The following is a 24,559-nucleotide window of genomic DNA, read 5'->3' on the forward strand; positions in this document are numbered from 1 at the left end:
ATGCGGTTCGAATAATGATAATAAGATAATAGAACAAGGAGGGCAAAATATGGCTAGGCCAGCAGAGTTTGATCGTACTGATGTCTTAGAGAAAGCAATGAATGTTTTCTGGAGAACAGGTTACAGTGCCACATCGGTAACCGACCTAGTAAATGCGACCAAACTAAAACCGGGATCACTATACGGTGCATTTCAAAGCAAACGTGGTTTGTTTTTAGAAGTTATAGATACCTATGCTGCGCGCAGTCTTAATCGCGTTTCAAGCGTGATGGAAGATGCTGAAACACCGCTGAAAGGAATCGAACAGTTTTTTAAATGTTTCTGTGATGATCTAGCAAATGACCGTCTTGGCAAAGGCTGCCTAATGGTTAATACAATGCTAGAACTGGCTACAGAAGATGATGAGATCAGAGAACGCGTGGGCGGCTACCTAAGCCAGGTTGAGACCTACTTTACTAAGGCTCTGACTCAAGCTCAAGTACAAGGGTTGCTAGATAAACAGCAATCCCCTGAAGATCTCGCAACCTATTTAATGACGAATATTTGGGGGCTGCGTGTTTTAAGTAGCAAGCGTCCAGATCAGTCTAAATATGATGCGGTCATTACAAATATGCTCAAGGCACTTCATAGCCCGTGCCATTAGTAATGACTCGCTATTTAATAAAAAAGCACCGTACATCGGTGCTTTTTTATTTCTATAAATCCTCTGTTAATTCACGTTATACGCACAACGGAAACCTATCGATCCATAAACGCTTCTACCACTTACCGGCGGTTTCACATTACGGAATGAACTACGCAAATTAGCTTTATTCTCATCCCAAGAGCCACCACGAACCACACGTTGACGCCCCTGATCTGGGCCAAACAGATCTCCATTCGCATAGCGTTCAAGGCCATTTTTAGCATACCAATTCATCGTCCATTCACCGGCATTACCATGCATATCATGTAAGCCATAAGTGTTTTCAGAGTGACTACCTATTGGCCAAGTACGATCTTCGCCGCAACCGTCAGGTTCATTAGGGACCGATCCCATCGTTTTTCCGTCATCAAGAATGGCATGTTTACAACTTACTTCTTGGCCCCACGGATAGCGTAAAAGCGTATTTGCCCGCGCCGCTTTTTCCCATTCCGCTTCAAAAGGTAAACGGCCACCTTTAGTTTGGCAAAAATCTAAAGCCTGCTGCCAATCTACACAGTTAATCGGGTGGTTCCCTCGCCCCTCTGCACCTAAATTACAATACTGATTTCGTTTATGGTCTTTTGCCCGTTGGCAATTTCCTGCATCAATACATGCTTGATACTCATCTACCGTTACTTCATGTTTATCAATCAAGAAAGTTGGCACGTGAACAGCAATGCCTCCGGGCTTTCCTTCATCATTTTCACAGTCACTATCTCCCTGTGAACAGCCCATCTGAAACTTACCTGCATCAATCTGGATTTTACTGGATTCTGCGAATACGCCAGAAGTAAAACCACTGAGCAACACTGCTACGCAGCACATGTTCTTATTCATGCCCTTTCCCCTGCTTATACATTCTTATCTTTATCAAGCGACAAAGGTATCTAACCTTCTAAAGGTAGAGCAGAAACTCATCAGATAGTTTCAACATGAGCAGAATTATTTTCTCCGACGTAGTACTGATCACATACTTTTTTACTCGCTGTCTCTAAAAAGGAACCACATAACCCATTGATTTTATTAAGTTTGAATAATTAACAACCAGACCACTGTCTCTTATTGGCGACAGTTATCACTCCTTTTCGGCCCTTTTTTTAACTGCCAAAATACAAAACCCAGAATAAACATTATAACTAATTGTTTTATATGGACTTTTAAAAAGTGGCACACCACTTGATATATCCCTAGCGAATTTAAAATTTTTGTTATTACCCGATCTATTTCGTTAAGGAGAAAAATATGAAATCTGTAGCACTTACTCTAGCGTCCATGCTTTGTGTTTCTACAATCGCTTTTGCTGAAGAAACTAAACCTGCTGAAGTTGTTAAGGACGTTCAACCTGAAGTGATGACTCAAGAAGCACCAAAAGCAACAAGCATTTTCGAAAAACTAGATGAAAACAAAGATGGCAAAGTTAGCCCTCAGGAAGCGCAGGTTTCTCCAGCGCTGGTAAAAGGCTTCAATAAAATTGATGCCAACAAAGATGGTTTTCTAAGCCCGGATGAGTTTTCACAACTACAAGTTAAGGCGACACCGTCTTACGTAGTTTCTAAGAAACTATTCGTTTAAAGGGGTTCACTTGTTGGTATAAGGCTAGCCCCACTGATTCCGAGACAGCCTCAGCTCAGTTAGTCGAATACTAGCAGGTAACAAGTTGATTCAGAGCATCCATGTCCACAAACATAGCCGCCAGCTCTGTTTTGACACGGCCGGTGATCAGGATGATCCCGGCCAGCCCTAAAAACCTAAGCCATCACTCTAATAGAATGGAGACTACCCAATTAAGGCGTAATTGATGGATAATACTCATACACTTGTTTAACTATGATTGTTTAATGACCAAATCGGCTCGCCAACCTTGGCGACTCAGCTCATTGAAGCAGCTGGTACTTCTATCTTTTTTGGTTGTCGTAACACCTTTCGGCATCCTCATTTTTTACGCTACTGACGCTCTTGTAGAACAGTCGGCGCAAGGCCGTGTGCTCGCGCAACAAGCTTTAGAGGTTACGCGTAGAGGCCAACAACTCGAACGATTAGCCGAAGATATCACCCGCTCTGCAAGGCAATACCAAATTCTGGCTAAGCCTGAAATTCAACAACGTTTAAATCAGTATTTGTCGGAATACAGGCAAGCATTGATGATCCATAGCTTCCTTCTTAATGAGCAGAATAAAGCTAACGAGATCACTGAATTACTCGAAGGTATCGAACGCGCTCACCCTATTGAGGCTAATTCACTACTCAGCCTCACCCGTGTGGTTAACGAACAGATCGACTTAGTCTTAGATCAGCGCTTACAAGCGCTTAACGAAACCGCGCAAACAACACAGACTAAATTAAGCACCTTGGCGATTGTTCTTCTCGGCTTAGAAGCCCTGTTAATCCTTTTTTTCAGTTTTAAAATTATCCGTCCTGTTAACCGGATTGCCGCGCGTTTACAAGCATTGGGTACCGGCGAAGAATATATCGGTGCCAAAGTCGGCGGACCGGATGAGTTAGTCGAGTTAGATAGGCAGCTTGATTGGCTAACTGAACAACTAGCCGAAGTAGAAAACGAGAAACAGCGTTTTTTACGCCATATGTCTCACGAATTAAAAACCCCGTTGACCACGCTGCGTGAAGGATCTGATCTTCTAGCAGAACAGGTTATTGGCGAACTTAATACCAGCCAACTTGAAGTGGCTAATCTGCTGCAGACCAACTCACGTCAATTACAGTCTTTGATTGAGCAACTCTTGGACTACAGCCGATTAAATCAGAATGAACCGGTTAACTTCCATCAAGTACATATACTGCCGGTTATTAACGAAGCGATTGAGCCTTTTAAGCTATTGCTCGAACAAAAGAAGATGCAGGTACAGCTGCCACAAGAAGATATCGAATGGTTTACTGACCGAGCAATGCTTATCCGTATTATCGGCAACCTGATATCAAACGCGGCGCTCTATGGAAGATCCAGTGGTCGCTTGCTGGTTAGCACCAACATACAAGCAGACTATCTAGTTATAGAAGTGGGTAACGACGGCCCTATCATTCCAGATGAAGATATTCCACACCTATTTACACCGTTCTACCAAGGCCAAAATCGACGCATTGGACCTGTTAAAGGCTCCGGTATCGGATTGAGTATTGTTAGAGATGCCGCAGACTCATTAGGTGCCCACGTCACATTACATAGCAATCAGGATAGCTTTGTCAGCTTCCGTGTCAGCCTGCCAGTTAAAGAGCTTAATACCCATGATTAAATACGCTCCACTTATCTTGTTACTGTTTCTTCAAGGGTGTGAATTTGTACCGACAAAATCACCTATGCCTGAACCAGAAGTAACAGAGAAGCCAATCTGTCGTATCAACGAAACACGACTTGATCAGTTACAAGGAATTGAAAGCCGCTTTTTACAGAAGCCTGATCAGCGCAGCAGCATCATGCAGCGAGCCATTCGCAGTAAAGACAGCGCCCTCTTAGCTCTACTTCTATCAACACCGCTTTCTTCAACAGAGCAATTACAGCAAGCCAAACGTAATTTTTCTAAAATTGTGCTCTACCCTCACCCATCCTGCCCTGGGGATCGTTACTTAGATATTCGTAACCAGTTCGCAACCGCGTTGCTATGGATGCGAGCGGAGCAAGATAATTTGTTAGAAGAGAATCGAAACCTGCAGGTTAAAATCGATGCGCTTACCCAGATTGAAACCGATCTAAACAATGAGCGTGAGGTACAGGAATGACCCCTCACGTATTATTGGTAGATGATGATGCATCTCTACTAAAACTACTTTCAATGCGGTTAGAGGCTAGCGGATTTAAAATCAGTTGTGCGGAGAGCGCTGAACAAGCTCTCGAGATCCTCGATGACCAGATCGATCTAGTCATCACTGACCTTCGCATGGAAGGTATGGATGGCCTTGCCCTTTTCCAACAGCTGCAACAACGCTCTCCGCAGCTGCCAGTCATCATAATTACTGCTCACGGCTCAATCCCAGAAGCAGTAACGGCAACTCAACAAGGTGTGTTTGGCTTTCTGACCAAGCCTATCGACCGAGACCAGCTATTAGAAACGATTAATGCAGCCCTTGCGGGTACAAGTCGATCCGATAGTACATGGCGTAAAGACATTATCTGTCGCAGCCCAATTATGGAGAGCTTGCTTCAGGAAGCAGAACAGATCGCAGGCTCCGATGTCAGTGTGCTCGTTACAGGCCCCAGTGGTAGTGGTAAAGAGCTATTAGCCAACGCAATCCATCAAGCAAGTCCACGCCATAAAAAACCGTTTATTGCGATTAACTGTGGCGCATTGCCTGAACAGCTTTTGGAATCCGAACTGTTTGGTCACGCCAAAGGCGCCTTTACTGGAGCAGTAAGTAAACACGAAGGTCTTTTCCAAGCGGCTAACGGCGGCACTTTGTTTCTGGATGAGATTGGCGATATGCCGCTATCTCTTCAAGTTAAGCTCTTGCGCGTTCTACAAGAAAGACAAATTCGACCAGTGGGTTCTACCGACACAATTCCTGTCGATGTGCGTGTCATCTCTGCAACTCATCGCGATCTAGAAGTGGCGATGCAAGAGCAACAGTTCCGAGAGGATCTGTTCTACCGCCTTAACGTGGTGAATCTTCATTTACCACCGCTTGCTGAACGACCTGAAGATATTCCACCTTTAGCTCGCTACTTTGTTGAGCAAGCAGCAGCGAAGCATAACCCCAAGGTAAAAAATATCTCCTCAGATGCACTTCAGGTTCTAGCTCAATCAGCGTGGCCCGGCAATGTCCGTCAATTAGAGAATGTGATCGAGAAGGTAACGGCATTAAGCACAACACCGGTCATATCTGATAGCGCCGTAAATCGAGCTTTGGTCAATCAGGATCAGGTGATTCAGAACTTTAACGACGCCCGTGCTGATTTTGAAAAGCGTTATCTCAGAAAGGTATTACAGATTACCGAAGGCAATGTTTCTCAAGCGGCAAAAATAGCGGGAAGGAATCGTACTGACCTTTATAAGCTATTGAAAAAACATGGTATAGAAGCTGCGGATTACAAAGCTTAATCAGACAAAGGATGCTCTTTGGTTTAGTGATTAAAGAGCATTCTTACGTGCGATGATAAACACTTCCATATCTGTATGGCCATAATGCCATTGGCTCTCAATGCTAAAGCCAGCGGCTTTAATCTCATCGGCCAATTCATCTTCCGTGATCACGAATAGATCAGGCATTAATCCGAAGCACTTACCCACTGGTACAACCAATTTAAGAAAGCGCATATAAGAACCGCCCAAACAACCGGTACTACTCACAAAAACGCCACCTGGTTTTAAGATTCTAGCGACTTCAGCTATCACCGCTTGCCAATTGGGAATCAAATGAATCACATTTAAGCCCAAAACCGCATCAACGCTTTCAGTCTCAGCATTGAAATCATGTAATGTCCCCAGATGAAAATCGACATTCCCTACACCTGCTTGGTGCGCTCTTTCTCGCCCAATCTCCAACATATTTTCGGAGATATCTATGGCATCAATCTGCCCAACAAATGGCGCATGATGGATAGCAGTCGTACCTGTACCGCAGCCAAACTCAACCACACGCATATCAGAAGAAAAGTAACTTTGCGTTTCCTTTAATTTCTTTTGATACATCGCTTCATTGGGAACTGCTTTTTGCGAATACTTGGCAGCAACGCCATCCCAAAACTTGTCCGACTCTGTTTTATTCACAGGCTTGTTCATCTATCCCTTTCCTTTGGGCTATTTTAAAACGCGGCCTTCAAAATAACGTAGATGCCCGACCATGTAAAAGTCAGTCATTTCTGGATTAACCCTCAAAGGTTTGATTGCGCCGATGAAGTCCTTCAATTTCTACAAACCTCAAAATTCTCAACTATATTTTATTACTGAATCCACATAGAGGCAGTTATCAACCTACTTCAGTTTCGGCCTTTATCTGATCAGTAGTCATATCGAATATGATAGGTATGTATATGCGAGTTAAAACGTGTTTATTAATCTGCACATTAAGCCTTCCAGCCTTAGCACAAGATGATATAAACATGGACGCGATTGAGGGTGAAAAATTCGATTCCGATTCAGTGCATTTATTGACGATGCCCTACCCTCCCTATACGGAAATAATTGACGGTAAAATTACTGGAACATCAGTAGAGAATATCCGTTGTGCTTTTGAAGCAATCCCCGAAAAGGTTGCAATACACGCAAGGCCTTTCAATCGAGCTAAGCTGCTCACAAAACAAGGAAAAGCTGACGGTTTCTTTTCAGCATCCCATAAAAAAAGCCGTGATAGTTATGCAACCCATTCAGGCGCTATAGAAACCCAGAACTGGACGTTCTTCCAACTAAAAGATTCTCGTTTTGACCCTGAATCTGAAGAGTTTAAACAACAAGCTGTAACCACCAGCTTTTTAGGATCAAACATGCACAGCTGGTTACAGAGTAATGGCTATAAAGTTACCGGAAACCCGCCCACGAATAGTGAACAACTGCTCTCCATGCTTATACACAAACGTATAGATGCGTTTCTGATGAACGAGCAAGCAATGGACCACACGATGACTGACAAACAGAGAGCCATGACTAAAAGGAAAGTGATTCACAGCCATAACTTAGGCGTTTATTTTGGTCATCATTTCCTAAGGCACAACCCGGGCTTTTTGGAACGATTTAATAGTGCCTTAGCTGTGTGTACTGAAGGGAAATTTACTCACCGTTCAGAAGAAATTTCACCTGCGTACCTTAAAAAGTAGTTCTCTGTTAGCAGCCATTTTTAGATACAAAGAATATAGAGATCGGGGCAGCATCATTTGACGCCCCGATATTAACTCCCCCCAAAAAACAGCTTATTTTTTCACAATCGTTAGCAACACCTGCCCAACCGAAATGCCAAACTTTTTCATCTTTGACTCGTTCACAATCACTGATGGTGAGACAAGATACATCTTGTCGTCGATAGTCAGATCGATAGTGCCATCTTTATAAGGCGCTCTAAGAACATATTGCATAAATAACGCATTGCCATTAACCAGAGCATTTGCAGGCCCAACCACATCATTCGCTTCGGCAATATAATTGCCCGAACCATCAGGTGTTAGCGTCCAAACCCGGCGTTGCTTTTCACCATCATCAAAAACAAAATCTTCTTCCAGTACTCCAACACCCTCTTGCCAATAAGCTTTGATATCGGCATTGAAATGGCGAATGGCTTTTCCTGACCAATCCTTTACAACGCCATGGGCTGTTAGATCACCATCAAAAAACTCCTCTAAAACTAACTCAGGATCCTTATCCTTGTACTCCTCAATATTTACAGAGGAACACCCCGTTAAACATAGAGGGCCAATAAGAAATAAGCGGAAAAGAAAGTTTTGAACAGTCAACTTGATACTCCATATACATAAAAATGATTACTTATGTATACGGGTAAGTTGCGTTTTGGATTGTTGAGTAGGACTATAAACCGTACAAGAAGACTGCCGATTTATTCAGATTAATATGAATTCTTTTAAACCTTAGTGCTCATCAACTTTCCACTACTGCTAAATCCTAGGCGGGAATACAAACTGTGGGCATCATCAGTTACAAGAAACTTAAATTTATCTTTCCAGCGAGGGTCATTTACCATAGTTTCCGTTAACCACTTACCCAGCCCCTGACCTCTAAATTGTTCATCAATGATCACATCGGCTAGATAAGCAACTGAAGCGAAGTCGGTGACCACTCTGGCAAAGCCTATCTGTTTTTCACCTTTAAAGAGTGAAAAACAAACACTGTTCTCTATCGATGTTTTTATGACATCGAGACTTCGTTGATTCGCCCAGTAAGACTGTTCTAAAAGAGCCGTTACGCTTTCAATCACAACTTTTTCCCGTTCGTCATAGATACAAAATTCGCCTAACCTATACTCCATATGGCCCTTATCCCTAAAAAATATAAAGTAATTAACTTACAAAGCTTCGAGATGTGAATAAATTAAATGTTCACAAAGATAGGCCTCCTACCTTAATCGATTGTTTCGGCTTATGACTAACGAGGGAACGAAAATAGCATGATACGAATTGAAAAAATCGGCACAAATTAACGACCTATAGAAGAAACACTCTTTCCACTAGGAAGGTAAGCGTGCTCAAATGCATTGATATCTATAGGTTTAGAAAAAAGATACCCTTGAAAGAGCTCACAACCATTTTCAAGCAGGTAATCGTATTCCGCTGCATTTTCCACACCTTCAGCTAACACCTTCAAGCCTAAATTTTGTGTCATGAGAATAATGGTCTTCACTACTGCAGCATCATTTTTGTCAGTTAGCAGCTGGCGGACAAAGGATTGGTCTATTTTTAATTTTGATATAGGTAAAGTAGTCAGGTATTGCAGAGAAGAATACCCAGTCCCAAAATCATCTATAGAGAATGTTAGCCCCAGGTTTCGAAGCTCCTCCATTTTTGAAACAGCTTCGTTTTTATCATCCAGAATGAGACTTTCCGTGATTTCTATCTCAAGAGCATCCGGCCGTATCTGATGAAGCCCTATGGTATGTTTAAGGTATTCAGAAAACCCTCTATCTAAAAACTGATTTGAACTAACATTGATAGCTAAGGTGAATACGCTGTTTTGCTCTTGCCAACTCGATAACTGGCGACAAGCTGAATCGATGATCCAGTTACCCAATGGCACTATGAGCCCTGTTTTCTCTGCTAAGGGAATAAAAACACCTGGAGAGACTAAACCTCGTGAAGGATGATGCCAACGAATAAGTGCTTCAGCACCTACACATTCACCATCTTTATTAACCTGAGCCTGATAGAAAAGCTCAAAATTATCTTGCGGTGAATTTAGCGCTTCTCTTAAATCTTCTTCCAAATTCAAGCGGTTGATCGCAGCTTCTTGCATCTCTTTAGAGAAGAAGTAACTACAGTTTCGGCCAGAATCTTTGGCCGCATACATAGCCATATCGGACTGTTTAAGAAGCTCTTGCGCAGACTCAGTTGTACTATTAAAAAGGCTAATTCCTATACTGGCAGAAGTATGTACAGATCTATCATCTATTTGAACTGCGCTAGTTAATATAGTCCTTAGTTCCTCAGCAATTGATAGAGCATGCTCTGCTGCAGATTGCGGACACTCGCCTAAATCAGGCAAAACAGCGATAAATTCATCACCACCAATTCGAGCACATATATCGCTCTCACGTAGTCCAATTTGAAGCCGATTGGCCACAGACACGAGTAATTTGTCACCAGAATCATGCCCCAACGAGTCATTAATCGTTTTAAAATTATCTAAATCTATATAGAAAACCGCACCATATTTTTTTGCCCTGTGAGCAGCCCTAATCTCATGCTTTAACTGTTCAGCCAACAATCGACGATTTGGCAAACCCGTTAACGGATCATAAAAAGCATGCTTTTCGATCTCTATATTCTTCTCTACTAACTGTTGATCACGTAACTCTATCTTGGCAATCATATTATTAAATTGAGACATGATTGCACCAAGTTCATCTACGCGGTTGACCTCAACCCTTACAGAATAATCACCTCTTTTCTGTACGGTATCCATTCTTTCTAAAATGGAATCGATTGGTTCTGAGATACTCTGTTGGAAACGCATCGCGACTTTCTGCAATATATAAATCAGAATTGCGATCAATCCTAAAATCGCTGCCATATAAGAGAGTATTTGAGTCCAATACCCTTTTAAGGATACCTCGACGCATAAAACACCAATAGGCGCTTGGTTTAAAGATACGGATTGCCATAAATAAAAAGAGGTGAGCGTAAATTGGTAATCAGGTTCCTCGGAATGATTATGCTGAAATTGCTTTACTGAACTCTCTTTTACCAAAGAACCATCCGCTGGGTAGCTTGCAAACACCTGGCCATCTTCCCCTAAAACTACTGCGGATACGATTTCTGGATTGCTACTGAAAGATTCAAGAAAAAGTGTCGCTGTTGCGTTGTCACCAAAGCTAACCGATGCGGTTAAATGTTCAGCCACCAATTCAGACATTGATGAAATACGATCAACTAAACTCTGACGGGCTGCAAACCATTCCAAGGCCATAAAACATATAGATGCAATCAACAAAATAGACACACTTGTCATAAACACCATACGCTTGATTGTTTCTGCCAAGCTTAGCTGTGATATTTTTTGAGGAGTAAGCATCAGTTTCCCCCTCTAATCACAGAAGATATTTCTAACAATGAGGCAGAGAGGTTTAACTCAGACTCTTTAACAGGCTGGAGATTTATCCGAAAAGTGTAACGTTTTCCTTGTCTAACCAGTTCAATCATTCCCCCCATATCAGCAAAACCATCCAATGTACTAACTGTCAGCGTGGGCGAAAATACGGACTTTCTTAAAATTTGTTTTGTTTCAGTGGCCGATCTTTCTGTTACAAACAGTAAATGGCACTGATGAATTAAATGGGCTGCTGTATTCTGTTTTAAGAACACAAAATGTACAGGTAATTTGCCGACCGTTGGCATTGAATTAGACGATGAAACCAGATCTTCGTAACCTTTACCGCGATATAAACAGAACTTAAATTCTTGATCGTTTCGTTCAGTCCAAGTTGTAAACTGTGAGACTTTAAGTAACAAGGCGAGCTGCAGTTCTTCTTCTGATAAGGCAAAGCTTTTAGATGGCAATAAAAATAAAGCTATTAAAACACCAAGGGAAAAGTACTGTCTTCCCTTAGCATTCCAAAACCTAATTTTAACTGCTAACGGCACCTTAGAAATCCCAAATAACAGAGAAGACAACAGAGCGATCAATTTCAGTAGGAGTAGAGAAGGATTCTCCTATCGCTTCTGCAGACTGACCATCAAATACATTGCGGGCAGTTAAGGAAAGCTCAAGATCCTTTTCCGCTCTCCATGCCAACCTTAGGTTCGTATTTACAACTTCATCTATGCTAATTCCTTGGAACAATGCGTAATTACTCGGCACGGGGATTTCGTCTATATAGTAGACCCAAGCATCCAATGACCAAGCATGATTTATATCCCACGCTGAATGTAGCTTGAGCATATTCCTAGCAAAAGCTTCATTAAGTACGCTCTCACTTATGGGGTCCATGCCATCTGCATCAGCTGTCATGTCTACATCGACATAACTGTAACTCGCTGAAATCTGCCAGCTAGCAGCCGGCTGCCATACAGTCGAGAGCTCCATACCATATGACTTCCCAGATAGTTTATTGCCCATTTGAAAGGTTATAGGATTGATCTGTTCAAACGAGAGGTAGTTGTCATAATCGTTATAGAAGAAGGACAAATCTGCTGTATAAACATTGCTTGAGAAATAACGATAACCAATTTCATAACTGGTTACTTTCTCTGAATCAATCTCGGGATTTCCCTGTACCCAGGTTGTGATAGGCACCGTTATCCCCCCCTGAATATTACTGCCCCGTTCAGCGATTGAAGGCGTTCTTACAGCCCGGGAGATAGAAGCCCATGTAAAGTGACCTGGGGATGGAACATAGCTTAAACGCACGTTAGGCTGAACTTCCCAGCCTGTATATTCATGGTTCTCAAATTTAGAGCCAAAAGTTAGGGACAACTTATCAGGAATAAACGTATATTCATCCTGAATAAACGCACTAAATAGATCTAAATCCGTTTTAGCCGGTAACATACTTACCGCATAAGAATTCACATAATCCGCGTCAACCGTTCGATAACCAATACCCATAATCAGGTTATGATTTTCCCATGCTGGTAGCGTCAACTGATAATCCAGATCGTAGGTTGTAAGATCTTGTGTTAAATAGATCTCTTCCCGCTCATAATTATCCACAAAGAATTGAAACTGACTCTGCGCACCAGAGTCATGTAGAAGATGCAAATTGGCTTTTAAATGATATGCCTGCAGATCTACTTGATCTTCAACATCAGTGGCAAAAAAAGTTAATGGCGGGAGATTCAAAACAGAAAGCCTTTGATCATGCTTGTTATCTCGGTAACCACCCGATATCTCCCAGCTATTGTCTTTCTGATACTCTCCATCTATGCGGAAATCTATACTTTTACTTCTTCCCGCATCAAACGAATCATCTTGGCTATTAAACAGACTGTTAGCATCCCAACTAGATGATTGGGCATTAATGCGATAATGGGTACCCTCATTAATCTGACCACCAAAACGCACATTCGCATGACCATCAAGTTGATTACCAATGGAAGCTTGTACTCGCCCACCTTGAGAATCTGAAGAGTGCTTAGTGATGATATTTATAATGCCATTTACTGCGTTAGCCCCCCACAAAGTAGCACCAGAACCTCTGATCACTTCAATGCGTTCAATCTCGTGCATTGGGATATTATGCTGATCCCAATAAACACCTGAGAATGATGGTGTATAAACGCTGCGGCCATCAATTTGGACAAGTAACTTATTGGAATAAACGCCTGAAAAGCCTCGGGCACCTATGGACCATTTATTACCATCAATTGCTCTAACTAACAGGCCAGGCGCCATTGCCAAAGCTTCAGGGATGCTTGTTACACCTCTGCGATGAATATCCTCGGCAGTTATCACATATACCGCTGCGGGTGCGGTATAGAGGTTCTCCTGCTTCTTAGATACCGATGTAACTTCTTGGTTTAACAAGTCCTCTAGCGAGGTCATTGAAAGATCAGAAAGGTCAGCAGCGTAAAGATTTGATGATGAAATAAAAATTAAACTAGACAAGCCAACACACGTTCCACGTAGAAAAGGTGAAACGTAGTTTTTGTTGTGATCCATTCGCCTTCCCCTAAACGAAATTCCCTAGGCTTTTAAAGCCTAGCAGTAGATCTCGATATAAACACAAAAAAATAGGCCCATTGTCTAATAATTAGATATTTATTAGCCTGCAGTTGATTCAACACGTATTTTTCAAACAGAAACCACATATAAGAAATGTGTACAACTATAAAATTCGATATTTTTCAGAGCAAAAAAACACACAAAAAAAAGCAGTTCTAATGAACTACTTTTTATAGTTTGATCAAACGGCCACATTATTGATAATCATCCGGTAGCGTAATACCAAGTGCATTTGCTTCTACCTGAGCTTGTTGCTGAAAGCGCTTACGTACCATCGTGCCTTTAGGCTTAGTTAGGTAGAACAGCCATTTACTGGCGATTTCAGGTTTGAGATTATGCTCTTCGCCCCAGCTTTGGATAAATGCGAACAAGGTGTTATCACTTTTATCAGGTAAGGCTACTGCGACAGGCAAATCGAGTTGCTCTCCTGCTCGTACTCTCCGACTGATTACATCATAGTTGTAGCGAAAGTCTGGAAAAACATCGACTTCAGCTTCTGTGCGCAAACGAAACCAACCCGTTGCTTTACCGGCATGGTAGATCGCTGGATGGGTCCATTTGTGTGTCGAAGCTTTATCCGCATTTAGGCACGCTTCTTCATAAGCATGCTTAGTTGCGGGTAAACCATGATCGCCAGTTTGGGTACGAAGTACATCAAGAAACTCGGAAATCGTCGGCATCCATGCGCTGTGCTCTTTGCAATAATCAATTGCAGCCACCAGCTCGTGTTCGGTATAGCCACCAAGGCTAAGTGCCCATTCACGTTTTGCGATACGGATTTCGTCTTGGGTCTCAAAACAGCTCTTAAATTTATGGCCATAGATCGCCATAAAACGTGCAAATATCATATTAACCAGCGTTTTGACTTCGACTGTTAGCTCTCGCTGAGCAGTTTTTGTTCCCTGCTCTTGGTTACCAGTCGGTGTCCTTGATGTCCATGATTGCTGCGGTAACCCGTTGTCGTTTTTCGCGAGTATCTCTGCGGGGGTTTTCATGGCTGAAACCTTTGCCTTGTTGTTCGTTATTTATACGTTGTTGACGTCCATCCCTAGTTTGCTTGTTAATCCACTCCCTTTTTACCCAAGCTAGGAATTTCTGATCCCAGTTGGTTTCTTTACGGTCTTTATCTAACCAGTAAAGCACAAATTCATCCAAACATGTTTGTGCAAATTGTGGCGATATATTATGCCGCGGAAGCAACGCATAAAAATTGTCGGACGGTTGCCAATTCAGCTCCATTCCTTGAAGCTGTTTTTTACGCTGCTCTTGTTTATTAAAGCACACTTGTAACTCATCAGAGCGGCCATTATTAACCTGCTGTGCTTTTCTCGCCCAACCTATGCTGCCACCAAAGGTCGGAGCAGGACCAGGGTTAGGGATATTCTGTGGCTGCACTGCTGGCGCTTGATCAGGATAGTACGGCGTATCCTTCATCTCTGGATACTGATCCTGTGGATAGCCTGATTGTGCAGGTTGAGTTTGTGGGTGATTTTGCTGGTTATAATTCGATTGTGCATAACTCGGCTCAGATTGCTCAACCTCGACAGGCAGTTCTTCAACCTGTGTCGGAATCGTTTCCATAACCGGTAACCGACTTACAATCTCAACATCACCTTCAGGCACGTCATCAAACGATGCTTCAGAGACTTGCTCTTCAACAACAAAGCGGATTCTTACACGGCCATCATTAGCGAATGCAGCATCAATGATATTTGCACTGACTAAAACGCTGGTTAATTGAGCTAACCGCTCTTCGTCCCAAAACTCACCTAACGCAAGCCATTGTTCACGAGAAAATATAAGTTCTGGCGTTTGTGCTGTATCCGTTACATTTTGGAGACGTTCTACCCTTTGATGATAGAGCGTCAACAATACAGCTGCTTCAACACCTACTTCCTTGACTAAGGATGGGTATAGCAAGATAGGTGTTTCAGAAAAAACATAACTCATGAATATGTAATCTTACCTAAACAGATTTGGCATTTCGTTAACCGAATACCATAAACAAAAAAGCCGCAGTGATGAGCCGCGGCTTGTGACCATCAAACGTGATTAGCCATCCTGTGCAAAACGTTCTACTGCGCGTAGTACATCTCGACGACTAATCTGGCCGATTAGTTTACCATCTTTTACTACCGGTAAACGACGGCGTTTATTATTAATAAACTCTTCCGCCACTTTTATGATGTCGGCATCATGATTAATGGTGAAAACCTCTTCCGACATATAGGTACCAACAAGACCACCCATCTCTTCTTCGTGGTAGGTTAAAGTCAGGATCGCTTTAAGACAGTCAACTTCTGACATTAAGCCAATGAGTTTGCCATTTTTATCGACAACAGGCGCACCTGTGATTCGGTATTCGAGTAGCTGATTAATCGCATCAAAAAGATCGGTTTCAGGGGTAAAGGTGATTAAGTCTTCACACATATAATCCTGAGCTTTTACGGATCTTAGCATTACCATTCCTCCATGGCCGGCAGCTTTAACAGGTTTGGAAACATCGACCTGCCAAACCACCCAAACAAGGTAAACCGGTATAGTTTTCAACCGGGCTACCTCTATGTGTACACCTAACAGTGGCAACTCGCAAGCGATCAGATCAAGGTTAAGCCCGATGAAAATAGGTTAACGTGCAACGGGCTAATACCTTGTAGGGAGAAGAGCTAACTTATGGCCCCTAAGCAGTTTTTTGGATTTTTGCGCAATTAAAAAAATTAATTGAAAACAACCGTTTTATTACCCTGCACCAAGATCTTATCTTCTAAGTGCCAACGTAAACCGCGAGATAACACTGTTTTTTCTACATCACGCCCTAAACGCACCATATCTTCTGGTAGGTCGCGATGGCTGATACGCACAACGTCCTGATCAATGATCGGACCTGCATCTAACTCTTCAGTCACATAGTGACAGGTGGCACCGATCAGTTTTACACCACGCTCATGGGCTTGATGGTATGGCTTAGCACCGGCAAAAGAAGGTAAGAAACTATGGTGGATATTAATGATGCGATGAGCATATTCAGCACAGATGTCCGACGGTAAGATCTGCATATAACGTGCAAGTACAACTGTTTCCGCCGAGTGTTCACGAATTAAACGGCTAACTTCCTCAAAGTGAGGCTGTTTATTCTCTTTATCCACAGGCACATGATAGAAAGGAATATTATGCCATTCGACCATGCTGCGTAGATCGTCGTGGTTGGAGATGACACAAGGAATCTCACAGTCTAATTCACCTTCATGATAACGATAGAGTAGATCAGCAAGACAATGTGCTTCTCGGCTTGCCATCAAAATCACACGTTTAGGGGTAGCGGAGTCAGTGATATCCCAATCCATATTGAAGGATTGCGCTATCGGTGCAAAAGCAGACCTTAACTCTTCGAGGGAGAAAGGTAGCGTTGCCGCACTAATCTCTACACGCATAAAGAACCAGCCAGTTGTACTATCAGAATGTTGGTTAGCGTCAGAAATCGAGCCACCATGGCTAGAGATAAAGTTACTTACCATCGCCACAATGCCCACTCTATCGGGACACGCCAAAACCAGCCTGAATCTACGTTCCATTTACGTAAAGCTCCGCAAGAAAAAGTGAAGCTTCATTCTAACAGTAGTTATTTCTCTGGTGGAATTATCTAATTAAGTAATCTTGCCCTAAAACAATAAATTTTTATCTCTCAGTTAAATAACTGATCAGAAGCAGCTGCGCAGCGGAAATCATTTCGGTGTAGACCTGATATAGCATGGGTATACCAGGTGAGATGGACTCGCCCCCAGGCCGTTAATATATCTGGATGATGATTTCGAGCTTCCGCTAACTCCCCTATTTTGTTGGTAAACGCTAAGGCCTCGACAAAATTTTTAAATTTAAAGTCACGTTGCAGCGTAGGAACACCATCTGCATAAACAACGTCCCAATCCGGCAGCGACTTCAATAACACCGCTATTTCTGATTCGTTTAAGGCTTGGCTATCTTTATGGCAGCTTTCACAAGCTTCTGTGGCTAAATCCATCATGTCATGTCACCTCATCCAGTTTCTATTACATAGTTCTATATCAACAAGGTTTTCCATCCGCTTAATCACTCATATACTGTAATTGATACAGGGAAAAGGGAATATCAAAGATGTCAGAACCTATGGCCCCTTTAAGCGCTTGTCGACTCGGGTTAGATACACATCAAGAACCCACGATTTACCTTCGTCAGGATAGTCCAGTTTGCCGCTCTGAGGGATTTTCCGCCCTCTCTCGGGTGATGGTTCGGACGGAACGAAAACACCTGATTGCTACACTCAATATGGTAACAAGCAACCTTTTAATGCCCGGTGAGATCGGTTTTTCTGAATCTGCTTGGAGAAGAATGGAGCTGAGGGAGGGGAATTCTGTTTGGTTATCTCACCCTAAACCCGTGCAATCCCTCTCCTATCTGCGCGCTAAAGTATTTGGTAGCGAACTCAGCCAAGAACAACTGCGTGAAATCATCGATGATATTGTCGCAGGGCGCTATGCCGATGTGCACCTAGCTGCGTTTATTACGGCCTGTGGATCAGACAAACTAAGTATCCGAGAGATCACCGATCTAACCCGCGCAATGGTCGATTCTGGCAGCCAAATCGAATGGGGCTTGCCCCAAGTTGTGGATAAACATTGTGTGGGCGGGTTACCCGGCAATCGTACAACCCCCATTATTGTTTCAATTCTAGCAGCTGCTGGATTGACTATGCCTAAAACATCTTCACGGGCCATTACCTCTCCTGCCGGGACTGCCGATACCATGGAGACTTTAACTAATGTCAGCTTGAGCTTAGAGCAGATGCGTTCTGTAGTTGAACAAGAAGGTGGCTGCCTAGCTTGGGGAGGATCAGTGCGACTCTCCCCTTCTGATGATCTACTAATCCAAGTAGAGCGTGCTTTAGATATCGACAGTGAAGGCCAACTGATTGCATCAGTGCTCTCAAAAAAAATAGCCGCGGGTGCTACTCACGTTGTGATTGATATTCCGGTCGGCGAAACCGCAAAAGTAAGAAGCCAAGAGTCTGCACAAGCACTTGCAGATAGCTTTAAAGCAGTAGCTAGTACTCTAGGGCTGACTGTGCATACGCTACTGACCGATGGATCTCAACCTATAGGTAGAGGCATAGGGCCTGCACTTGAAGCACGGGATATTTTATTGGTACTGCAAAATCAAAAAGATATGCCCACAGACTTACGGCAGCGTGCCGCAGAAGTTGCAGGCGCCATGTTAGAACTGATCAATGATTTGCCAGAGGGCGAAGGCTATACACAAGCCCTTAGGATTTTGGAGTCTGGGGCGGCTTGGGAGAAGTTTCAGGCGATCTGTAAAGCTCAGGGGGGTCTTAAAACACCACCAATTGCGCCCTACCGTTATGAATTAATTGCCCAGACAACAGGCATCGTTGATCAAATTAATAATCGTAAGCTCGCTAAAGTGGCCAAATTAGCCGGTGCTCCAGCCGACTTAGCAGCAGGAGTAGATATGCATTGTAAGCTAGGTGATAAAATCGATCTTAATCAACCTCTGCTAACCATCCATGCGGAAAGCTCAGGCGAGCTAAGTTACGCCGTCGATTATTTAGAAGATCATTCGGATATTATCCACATTATTGCTGGAAGGGAGTCGTCATAAAATGCAGCCAATTTTATTTAATTTAGAAAGTGACCACGACCTTGCTCAAGCCCTTGCGATTGAGGTCAATGCAGAAGTCGGCAAGTTGGATCTTCGAAATTTCCCTGACGGCGAAAGCTATCTACGCGTATTAAGCGAGTGCCAGCATCGCTCGGTTATTGTGCTTTGTAACTTGCATCATCCCGATGACAAAATTCTCAAACTCATTTTTCTAACCCATACACTGAAATCCCTAGGAGCTGCTCGCATCGGGTTAGTAACTCCTTACCTCGCTTATATGCGCCAAGATAAAGCCTTTCATCCGGGGGAAGCAGTGTCATCACGTCCTTTTGCCCAACTTCTCTCAGAACATTTCGACTGGCTAGTCACACTGGATCCCCATCTACACCGATACAACTCCCTAGATGAGATCTACAGTTTAAAAAGCTCCGTAGTTCATGCAGCCCCCATGATTGCCGAGTGGATAAATCAACATATTGCAAAGCCTCTACTTATTGGCCCTGATAGTGAAAGCGAACAATGGGTGAGCGAAGTTGCACATTTAGCCGAAGCACCTTTCCAAGTATTAGAGAAAGTACGTCATGGGGATTACTCTGTCGAAGTGTCAGCGCCTGAAATCGAACATTGGAAAGATCATACCCCCGTGCTGGTAGATGATATTATTTCGAGCGGTAAAACCATGTTAGAAACCCTTATCCACCTGCATCAGCTTGGGTTAAAGTCCCCCACTTGTATCGGAGTGCATGGACTGTTTTCTGATGAAGACTTTAATGCACTCGCTATAAAAGCCAATATCGTTACCTGCAACAGTGTGCCTCACAAAAGTAATGATATTGATATTAGTCATACGTTAAGCGAAGCCATGCTGAAGTGGATCTAAATGTGAAAAACTATGTTGCCGATGATCTGGACTGCTGGCTTGATCCTACATTTATAAATCCAGACGAAGCCGAGTATTTTTACACCTCGCTATATGAAGAGGTATCTTGGCAACAAGATAAGATCCGAATGTTTGGCAAATGGGTCTCCATTCCCCGCTTACAAGCCTTTATGGCTGATTCTGGCATCACTTATACCTATTCCGGTCTAACCTTAGCCGATAGCCCTTGGCACCCTATCGTTGCGGAGATTAAAAAGCGCGTTGAAGAATACACAGAGACCTCTTTCAACGCCGTACTCATAAACCTCTATCGCGACGGTAATGATAGTATGGGTTGGCATAGTGATAATGAACCAGAATTAGGCGACAACCCCAAAATAGCCAGTGTCTCGCTAGGCAGTAATCGACGTTTTCTTTTAAAATCGACAAGCGATCAACGCCATGAACTTAACTTACCCTCCGGCTCACTATTATGGATGGGAGATCAAGTACAAAAGCACTGGCAACACAGCATCCCAAAAACCAGAAAAGTAATACCACCTCGCATAAACCTCACCTTCCGTGACATGAAAATTTAATACAAATCAACAGATTAGCAGTGAGATAATCTGGTATAAGTAATATATTCACTAATATTCTATATAAAGACTAACTCATTTAACTACAGTAAGTTATACTGCCGCGCACTTGAGTAGAGCCGGGCAAATTACCTGATTTTTATATGGGTTTGCCTCAGTAATAAAAATAAGTTAGCTGGACGAAACTTAAGAACTACTTTTTGATAAGTTTCTATTTCATTGTCATCGCAGTCGGGTGAGGCTGTTCTGCATAAAAATGACAAGAAATCGTACTATTCAGCTCGTGCAGTTAACAAAAAATATAAGAATAATTAAGACATACAAATGCACACCGATGCACCCGAAAAAGACACTGTAAACCAGGGTCAAACTAGCGCAGAAGAGCTAAATACAATTCTGCGTTTGCAGAACCAAGTACTTGAAGAGATCGTTTTAGACACACAACCCGACTTCATCTTTACGTCGGTTTGCCAGTTTATTGAAAACTGTGTCGCGGATAGTATTGCTTCAATCATGCTACTGGATAGCAGTAATCGACATCTGTCCGTTGTCTGTGCGCCCAGTATTCCTAAAGCATCGCTCGCACTTCTAAATGGTCTAGTACCAAGCCCAGAAGCAGGATCTTGCGGCACGGCTGTGTATACGGGTAACCCCGTTTATGTTTCTGATATAGAACAGGCCGACTGCTGGGAAAGTTTCCGGGATGCAGGCAAAGAATTAGGAATCAAAGCCTGTTGGTCCTATCCAATTCGTATCGACTCTGAACATGTTGCAGGCAGTATTGCTATCTCTAGCCCCAAAACCAGAACGCCAACTGCATTCCATCATCAACTTTTAGAAGCGGCTGCCAATATAATTGGCATTGTCCTCAAGAGACAGAAAGCCCAACAGTTCCTAGAGCATTCCGAGAATCTTCTACAGAACATCACTAAAGCGATGCCAGGTGTTGTTTATCAATACCGATTAACCCCTGACCTTAAACAGGAGTTTATCTACATAGGCCCAGGGATAGAGCAAATTTCTGGCGTTACGGCAGAAGAGGCAACTGAAGATTTCCGCCAATTCTGGAAACAGGTACACCCAGAAGATCAACCAAGCCTGTGGGCAAGTATTATTCATACGAGTCAACATAAGCTGCCTTGGTCACACGAATTTCGAGTATTCCACCGGAATGGAGATCTACGCTGGATTCGCGGCTCATCTTTACCCGATACATCCAATAAACTCGACCCTTCGCTTTGGAACGGAGTTTTACTTGATATAACTCCAGAGAAAGCATCCATCGAGCAGTTACGTTTAGCAGGTATTGCCTTTTCGAGCACTAACGAAGGGATCATGATCACCGATTGCAACAATAAAATTATTGATGTCAATCGCGCCTATTCTGATCTGAGCGGTTACAGTCGCGAAGAGCTTATTGGTAAAAGCCCTTCTCTGCTTAAATCACCGCGACACGATAAAGATTTTTTCCAAAATATGTGGGCTGCGCTTGCTGAAGAAGGCCACTGGCAAGGCGAAATATGGAACCGCCGCAAGAATGGCGAGGTAGCACCTCATTGGGTTAGCATTAATGCGGTTCACGATCCAGAGACGCACAAGCTCACCCACTTTGTCAGTGTGAATGCTGATATTAGTAATATCAAAGCCTCTGAAGAAAAACTCTCTCATCTAGCACACCACGATCCGCTAACTAATCTACCTAACCGTTTGTTGTTTGGGGCTCGGCTAGAGCATGCTCTGACCCATAGGGAATCTAACGAAAAGATTGCCATGCTGCAGTTGGATCTAGACCGCTTTAAACACATTAACGACAGCCTTGGTCACAAATATGGCGACCAATTGCTGTTGCAAGTAACAGAGCGTTTAAATAAGACACTAAGCACTCGCGACACGCTTGCACGTATTGGTGGAGATGAATTCGCCATATTACTTGAAGAATTAGAACACGCAGCTGATGCAGCAACTATTGCCGATGCAATCGTCGAAGCGATGGAACAGCCTTTCCAATTAGATGGTAAAGACTATTTCACCACAGCAAGTATAGGTGTCGCACTCTCCCCTGATCATGGTGATGATTCAGATACGGTCACTAAAAATGCTGATATAGCACTGAATCAAGCCAAAGATTCAGGTCGTAATAACTATGCATTCTTCCAGCCAGAGCTTTCTGAAACCGTTGAAGAGTGGATCAGGTTAGAGCCTGAATTACGAAAAGCTGTGGCAGAAAAACAATTTGTACTATTCTACCAGCCGCAGATGGATGCGACCGGAGAAAAAATCATTGGCGCTGAGGCTTTGATCCGTTGGGAACATCCTGAAATGGGCCTTATGCCACCGGGACAATTTCTATCAATTGCCGAAGAAATTGGCTTACTAACAAAGATGGGTAACTGGGTATTAGAAGAAGCCTGTGCACAACTTTCTCTCTGGAGAGAGGCTGGACTAAATAACTTCCGTTTAGCAGTCAATTTGGCAAGTGACCAGATCACCAAACAGGATCTTCCTTCAGAAGTTCAAACGCTGCTGTACAAATACGAAATCCCGGCAGATATGTTAGAGCTGGAAATACTAGAGACCTTTCTACTAGAACATGAAAAGGAAGCAACCGCGACTTTCCAAGCGTTGAGGCAACAAGGTGTTCATCTCGCTTTGGATGACTTCGGAACAGGTTACTCTTCGCTTCGTTACCTAAAGCAACTACCCATTACTAAAGTCAAAATTGATCAATCCTTGGTAAGGGATATCCCAAGTGACCCAGATGATGAAGCCATTGCCAAAGCGGTTATTCTATTAGGCCACACCCTAGATCTGAAAGTCTGTGCTGAAGGTGTTGAAACACCTGCGCAAAGGGCCTTTTTGGAGAAAGAAGGCTGCGATCAGCTCCAAGGCTTCTTATTCAGCAAACCGATCCGACAGGAACAGTTTACTGAATTATTACTCGCCCAAGAGCGAATTCAAGAAGTCGAATACAGTTAAAGTCCTTTAACCCACTCTATTAACCATGGTTCTGCTTCTTCAAGTGGAGCCATGGTTTCACAAGCATCAATCACTAAGTTATCCCCAATTTTTTGTGCCTGCAGCTGCTGCATTAAACTATCCATCAAATAGCCAGCTTCAGCAAAGGTATCGTAGGAACTATCACCTAAAGCAATTACCCCGTATTTGACCGTAGGCATCTGCGGTAATTGATCTTGTAACTCGTCATAGAAAGACAGCAGATTATCTGGAATTTCGCCCTGCCCTGTTGTTGAGGTACAGATTAAAATCACTTCTGTTTCCGGTATTACAACCTGAGTGATTTCCGGATTACGTAATAGCTCTACTGAGTGTTGCAGCTCAGTTAACTTTTGTGAGCACATCTCCGCGACATCAAGCGCATTACCGTAGACCGAACCTACTACAACCTTAATTACTGCCATTTATAAACCTGCTTTGCATACTGATCGATGCAGTTAAATCATTTTAATGGTGGATAGATAATTATATTCGTCATTCTCACCGATTTTCTGGCAATAACCAAGCTGACTCCTACACTTAAAGGGTAGATCTGTTTATCGGAGGGGATAAGCTATGGGTAACGAAAGTCTTTCTAAATTACTTGATGAATGGGAAGGACGCGCGCGCAAAGTTAACGGTCGCAAGGAAGAACAGCTTTCCATCTATAAGAGCGATTCGGTCAAGCTCGAAGCCTTAGCCAGCATGTATAAACTATCAAAGGACGATGTTGTCGCCACCTTAATACATGAGGCGTTAAATGAGTTAGAAGCTAAAATGCCCTACATTCAAGGAAGTAAGGTGATCAGAATTGAAGATGGCGAAGAGATATATGAGGACGCTGGCCCTATGCCTCGCTACCTAGCAGAGCAGAAGAAAGTGCTTGAGGCCTCTTAACAGTAAAACGTTATATCAACAAAAAATGCCGCAAGGAGTGGTGGCT

The 24,559-nt window shown here is 43.1% G+C and carries 24 protein-coding genes; 11 read left to right on the forward strand and 13 right to left on the reverse strand.

The annotated features are described in order from the left end of the window. Nucleotides 1-49 precede the first annotated feature (49 nt). Nucleotides 50-643 carry a TetR/AcrR family transcriptional regulator gene (locus ACMXYN_RS12935; protein WP_415892177.1) on the forward strand — a complete coding sequence of 198 codons (594 nt, stop codon included), beginning with the start codon at nucleotides 50-52 and terminating at the stop codon, nucleotides 641-643. 66 nt (nucleotides 644-709) lie between these two features. Here the strand turns inward: ACMXYN_RS12935 and ACMXYN_RS12940 are convergent, their stop codons facing one another. Then, entirely contained in the window at nucleotides 710-1,522 is an 813-nt protein-coding gene (locus ACMXYN_RS12940; protein WP_415892178.1) for a formylglycine-generating enzyme family protein, read from the reverse strand. Between the two features lie 405 nt (nucleotides 1,523-1,927). Here ACMXYN_RS12940 and ACMXYN_RS12945 point away from each other — a divergent pair, with 405 nt between their 5' ends. From ACMXYN_RS12945 to ACMXYN_RS12960, 4 genes are all read left to right on the forward strand, one after another. Further along, complete coding sequence (locus tag ACMXYN_RS12945) at nucleotides 1,928-2,257, forward strand: EF-hand domain-containing protein (protein WP_415892179.1); 330 nt, start codon at nucleotides 1,928-1,930, stop codon at nucleotides 2,255-2,257. Nucleotides 2,258-2,523: 266 nt separating this feature from the next. After that, a complete protein-coding gene (locus tag ACMXYN_RS12950; RefSeq protein ID WP_415892180.1) occupies nucleotides 2,524-3,933 on the forward strand; it encodes a sensor histidine kinase in 1,410 nt (469 codons plus the stop codon). Further along, a complete protein-coding gene (locus tag ACMXYN_RS12955) occupies nucleotides 3,926-4,417 on the forward strand; it encodes a hypothetical protein (protein WP_415892181.1) in 492 nt (163 codons plus the stop codon). The genes ACMXYN_RS12950 and ACMXYN_RS12955 overlap by 8 nt, the downstream gene beginning before the upstream one ends. After that, nucleotides 4,414-5,733, forward strand: a complete 1,320-nt coding sequence (locus tag ACMXYN_RS12960; RefSeq protein ID WP_415892182.1) for a sigma 54-interacting transcriptional regulator — start codon at nucleotides 4,414-4,416, stop codon at nucleotides 5,731-5,733. The genes ACMXYN_RS12955 and ACMXYN_RS12960 overlap by 4 nt, the downstream gene beginning before the upstream one ends. A gap of 30 nt (nucleotides 5,734-5,763) precedes the next feature. Here the strand turns inward: ACMXYN_RS12960 and ACMXYN_RS12965 are convergent, their stop codons facing one another. After that, entirely contained in the window at nucleotides 5,764-6,414 is a 651-nt protein-coding gene (locus ACMXYN_RS12965; RefSeq protein WP_415892183.1) for a class I SAM-dependent methyltransferase, read from the reverse strand. A gap of 320 nt (nucleotides 6,415-6,734) precedes the next feature. Between ACMXYN_RS12965 and ACMXYN_RS12970 the strand changes: the two genes are divergently transcribed. Beyond that, nucleotides 6,735-7,445, forward strand: coding sequence for a hypothetical protein (locus ACMXYN_RS12970; protein WP_415892184.1), 711 nt, complete (start codon nucleotides 6,735-6,737; stop codon nucleotides 7,443-7,445). A gap of 93 nt (nucleotides 7,446-7,538) precedes the next feature. On the opposite strand, the gene ACMXYN_RS12975 is transcribed toward ACMXYN_RS12970, so the two are convergent. The 10 genes from ACMXYN_RS12975 to ACMXYN_RS13020 form a co-directional block, all read right to left on the reverse strand. Then, on the reverse strand, nucleotides 7,539-8,075 hold the full coding sequence (locus ACMXYN_RS12975) for a DUF3833 domain-containing protein (RefSeq protein ID WP_415892185.1): 537 nt from the start codon (nucleotides 8,073-8,075) through the stop codon (nucleotides 7,539-7,541). A gap of 125 nt (nucleotides 8,076-8,200) precedes the next feature. Next, nucleotides 8,201-8,605 (reverse strand): GNAT family N-acetyltransferase, encoded by a 405-nt coding sequence (locus ACMXYN_RS12980; RefSeq protein WP_415892186.1) that lies wholly within the window; start codon nucleotides 8,603-8,605, stop codon nucleotides 8,201-8,203. 167 nt (nucleotides 8,606-8,772) lie between these two features. Further along, complete coding sequence (locus tag ACMXYN_RS12985; protein WP_415892187.1) at nucleotides 8,773-10,863, reverse strand: EAL domain-containing protein; 2,091 nt, start codon at nucleotides 10,861-10,863, stop codon at nucleotides 8,773-8,775. Continuing rightward, nucleotides 10,863-11,432: a YfiR family protein gene (locus tag ACMXYN_RS12990; protein ID WP_415892188.1), complete on the reverse strand. Its 570-nt coding sequence runs from the start codon at nucleotides 11,430-11,432 to the stop codon at nucleotides 10,863-10,865. The genes ACMXYN_RS12985 and ACMXYN_RS12990 overlap by 1 nt, the downstream gene beginning before the upstream one ends. A gap of 1 nt (nucleotide 11,433) precedes the next feature. Beyond that, entirely contained in the window at nucleotides 11,434-13,449 is a 2,016-nt protein-coding gene (locus tag ACMXYN_RS12995) for a TonB-dependent receptor plug domain-containing protein (RefSeq protein WP_415892189.1), read from the reverse strand. 257 nt (nucleotides 13,450-13,706) lie between these two features. Beyond that, a complete protein-coding gene (locus tag ACMXYN_RS13000) occupies nucleotides 13,707-14,507 on the reverse strand; it encodes a replication protein P (RefSeq protein ID WP_415892190.1) in 801 nt (266 codons plus the stop codon). Beyond that, nucleotides 14,425-15,462, reverse strand: a complete 1,038-nt coding sequence (locus ACMXYN_RS13005; protein WP_415892191.1) for a DnaT-like ssDNA-binding domain-containing protein — start codon at nucleotides 15,460-15,462, stop codon at nucleotides 14,425-14,427. Before ACMXYN_RS13005 ends, ACMXYN_RS13000 begins: the two co-directional genes overlap by 83 nt. A gap of 102 nt (nucleotides 15,463-15,564) precedes the next feature. Further along, complete coding sequence (locus ACMXYN_RS13010; protein WP_415891446.1) at nucleotides 15,565-15,972, reverse strand: CBS domain-containing protein; 408 nt, start codon at nucleotides 15,970-15,972, stop codon at nucleotides 15,565-15,567. A 257-nt stretch (nucleotides 15,973-16,229) separates the two neighbouring features. Continuing rightward, nucleotides 16,230-17,084 carry a formyltetrahydrofolate deformylase gene (gene purU, locus ACMXYN_RS13015; protein WP_415892192.1) on the reverse strand — a complete coding sequence of 285 codons (855 nt, stop codon included), beginning with the start codon at nucleotides 17,082-17,084 and terminating at the stop codon, nucleotides 16,230-16,232. 110 nt (nucleotides 17,085-17,194) lie between these two features. After that, complete coding sequence (locus tag ACMXYN_RS13020; protein ID WP_415892193.1) at nucleotides 17,195-17,533, reverse strand: 4a-hydroxytetrahydrobiopterin dehydratase; 339 nt, start codon at nucleotides 17,531-17,533, stop codon at nucleotides 17,195-17,197. A 110-nt stretch (nucleotides 17,534-17,643) separates the two neighbouring features. Between ACMXYN_RS13020 and ACMXYN_RS13025 the strand changes: the two genes are divergently transcribed. From ACMXYN_RS13025 to ACMXYN_RS13040, 4 genes are all read left to right on the forward strand, one after another. Beyond that, entirely contained in the window at nucleotides 17,644-19,164 is a 1,521-nt protein-coding gene (locus tag ACMXYN_RS13025) for a thymidine phosphorylase family protein (protein WP_415892194.1), read from the forward strand. A gap of 1 nt (nucleotide 19,165) precedes the next feature. Continuing rightward, on the forward strand, nucleotides 19,166-20,044 hold the full coding sequence (locus ACMXYN_RS13030; protein ID WP_415892195.1) for a ribose-phosphate pyrophosphokinase: 879 nt from the start codon (nucleotides 19,166-19,168) through the stop codon (nucleotides 20,042-20,044). A gap of 2 nt (nucleotides 20,045-20,046) precedes the next feature. Then, nucleotides 20,047-20,622, forward strand: coding sequence for an alpha-ketoglutarate-dependent dioxygenase AlkB family protein (locus tag ACMXYN_RS13035; protein ID WP_415892196.1), 576 nt, complete (start codon nucleotides 20,047-20,049; stop codon nucleotides 20,620-20,622). A 324-nt stretch (nucleotides 20,623-20,946) separates the two neighbouring features. After that, entirely contained in the window at nucleotides 20,947-23,598 is a 2,652-nt protein-coding gene (locus ACMXYN_RS13040; RefSeq protein WP_415892197.1) for an EAL domain-containing protein, read from the forward strand. On the opposite strand, the gene ACMXYN_RS13045 is transcribed toward ACMXYN_RS13040, so the two are convergent. Continuing rightward, a complete protein-coding gene (locus ACMXYN_RS13045) occupies nucleotides 23,595-24,041 on the reverse strand; it encodes a flavodoxin (protein WP_415892198.1) in 447 nt (148 codons plus the stop codon). The two genes, ACMXYN_RS13040 and ACMXYN_RS13045, sit on opposite strands and share 4 nt — an antisense overlap. 151 nt (nucleotides 24,042-24,192) lie before the next feature. Between ACMXYN_RS13045 and ACMXYN_RS13050 the strand changes: the two genes are divergently transcribed. Continuing rightward, a complete protein-coding gene (locus ACMXYN_RS13050) occupies nucleotides 24,193-24,513 on the forward strand; it encodes a hypothetical protein (protein WP_415881968.1) in 321 nt (106 codons plus the stop codon). Nucleotides 24,514-24,559 lie beyond the last annotated feature (46 nt).

This window comes from Neptuniibacter sp. PT8_73 (assembly GCF_047778045.1).
Lineage (GTDB): Bacteria > Pseudomonadota > Gammaproteobacteria > Pseudomonadales > Balneatricaceae > Neptuniibacter.

What these genes read in the sequence shown, in the direction of transcription:
- ACMXYN_RS12980 (WP_415892186.1), bottom strand. Translation starts at nt 8,605, where the DNA reads ATGGAGTATAGGTTAGGCGAATTTTGTATCTATGACGAACGGGAAAAA.
- ACMXYN_RS13005 (WP_415892191.1), bottom strand. Translation starts at nt 15,462, where the DNA reads ATGAGTTATGTTTTTTCTGAAACACCTATCTTGCTATACCCATCCTTA.
- ACMXYN_RS12970 (WP_415892184.1), top strand. Translation starts at nt 6,735, where the DNA reads ATGGACGCGATTGAGGGTGAAAAATTCGATTCCGATTCAGTGCATTTA.
- ACMXYN_RS13040 (WP_415892197.1), top strand. Translation starts at nt 20,947, where the DNA reads ATGCACACCGATGCACCCGAAAAAGACACTGTAAACCAGGGTCAAACT.
- purU (WP_415892192.1), bottom strand. Translation starts at nt 17,084, where the DNA reads ATGGAACGTAGATTCAGGCTGGTTTTGGCGTGTCCCGATAGAGTGGGC.
- ACMXYN_RS13050 (WP_415881968.1), top strand. Translation starts at nt 24,193, where the DNA reads ATGGGTAACGAAAGTCTTTCTAAATTACTTGATGAATGGGAAGGACGC.
- ACMXYN_RS12965 (WP_415892183.1), bottom strand. Translation starts at nt 6,414, where the DNA reads ATGAACAAGCCTGTGAATAAAACAGAGTCGGACAAGTTTTGGGATGGC.
- ACMXYN_RS12940 (WP_415892178.1), bottom strand. Translation starts at nt 1,522, where the DNA reads ATGAATAAGAACATGTGCTGCGTAGCAGTGTTGCTCAGTGGTTTTACT.
- ACMXYN_RS12950 (WP_415892180.1), top strand. Translation starts at nt 2,524, where the DNA reads ATGACCAAATCGGCTCGCCAACCTTGGCGACTCAGCTCATTGAAGCAG.
- ACMXYN_RS12955 (WP_415892181.1), top strand. Translation starts at nt 3,926, where the DNA reads ATGATTAAATACGCTCCACTTATCTTGTTACTGTTTCTTCAAGGGTGT.
- ACMXYN_RS13000 (WP_415892190.1), bottom strand. Translation starts at nt 14,507, where the DNA reads ATGAAAACCCCCGCAGAGATACTCGCGAAAAACGACAACGGGTTACCG.
- ACMXYN_RS13030 (WP_415892195.1), top strand. Translation starts at nt 19,166, where the DNA reads ATGCAGCCAATTTTATTTAATTTAGAAAGTGACCACGACCTTGCTCAA.
- ACMXYN_RS13010 (WP_415891446.1), bottom strand. Translation starts at nt 15,972, where the DNA reads ATGCTAAGATCCGTAAAAGCTCAGGATTATATGTGTGAAGACTTAATC.
- ACMXYN_RS12945 (WP_415892179.1), top strand. Translation starts at nt 1,928, where the DNA reads ATGAAATCTGTAGCACTTACTCTAGCGTCCATGCTTTGTGTTTCTACA.
- ACMXYN_RS13020 (WP_415892193.1), bottom strand. Translation starts at nt 17,533, where the DNA reads ATGATGGATTTAGCCACAGAAGCTTGTGAAAGCTGCCATAAAGATAGC.
- ACMXYN_RS13045 (WP_415892198.1), bottom strand. Translation starts at nt 24,041, where the DNA reads ATGGCAGTAATTAAGGTTGTAGTAGGTTCGGTCTACGGTAATGCGCTT.
- ACMXYN_RS12985 (WP_415892187.1), bottom strand. Translation starts at nt 10,863, where the DNA reads ATGCTTACTCCTCAAAAAATATCACAGCTAAGCTTGGCAGAAACAATC.
- ACMXYN_RS13025 (WP_415892194.1), top strand. Translation starts at nt 17,644, where the DNA reads ATGTCAGAACCTATGGCCCCTTTAAGCGCTTGTCGACTCGGGTTAGAT.
- ACMXYN_RS12935 (WP_415892177.1), top strand. Translation starts at nt 50, where the DNA reads ATGGCTAGGCCAGCAGAGTTTGATCGTACTGATGTCTTAGAGAAAGCA.
- ACMXYN_RS12960 (WP_415892182.1), top strand. Translation starts at nt 4,414, where the DNA reads ATGACCCCTCACGTATTATTGGTAGATGATGATGCATCTCTACTAAAA.
- ACMXYN_RS12995 (WP_415892189.1), bottom strand. Translation starts at nt 13,449, where the DNA reads ATGGATCACAACAAAAACTACGTTTCACCTTTTCTACGTGGAACGTGT.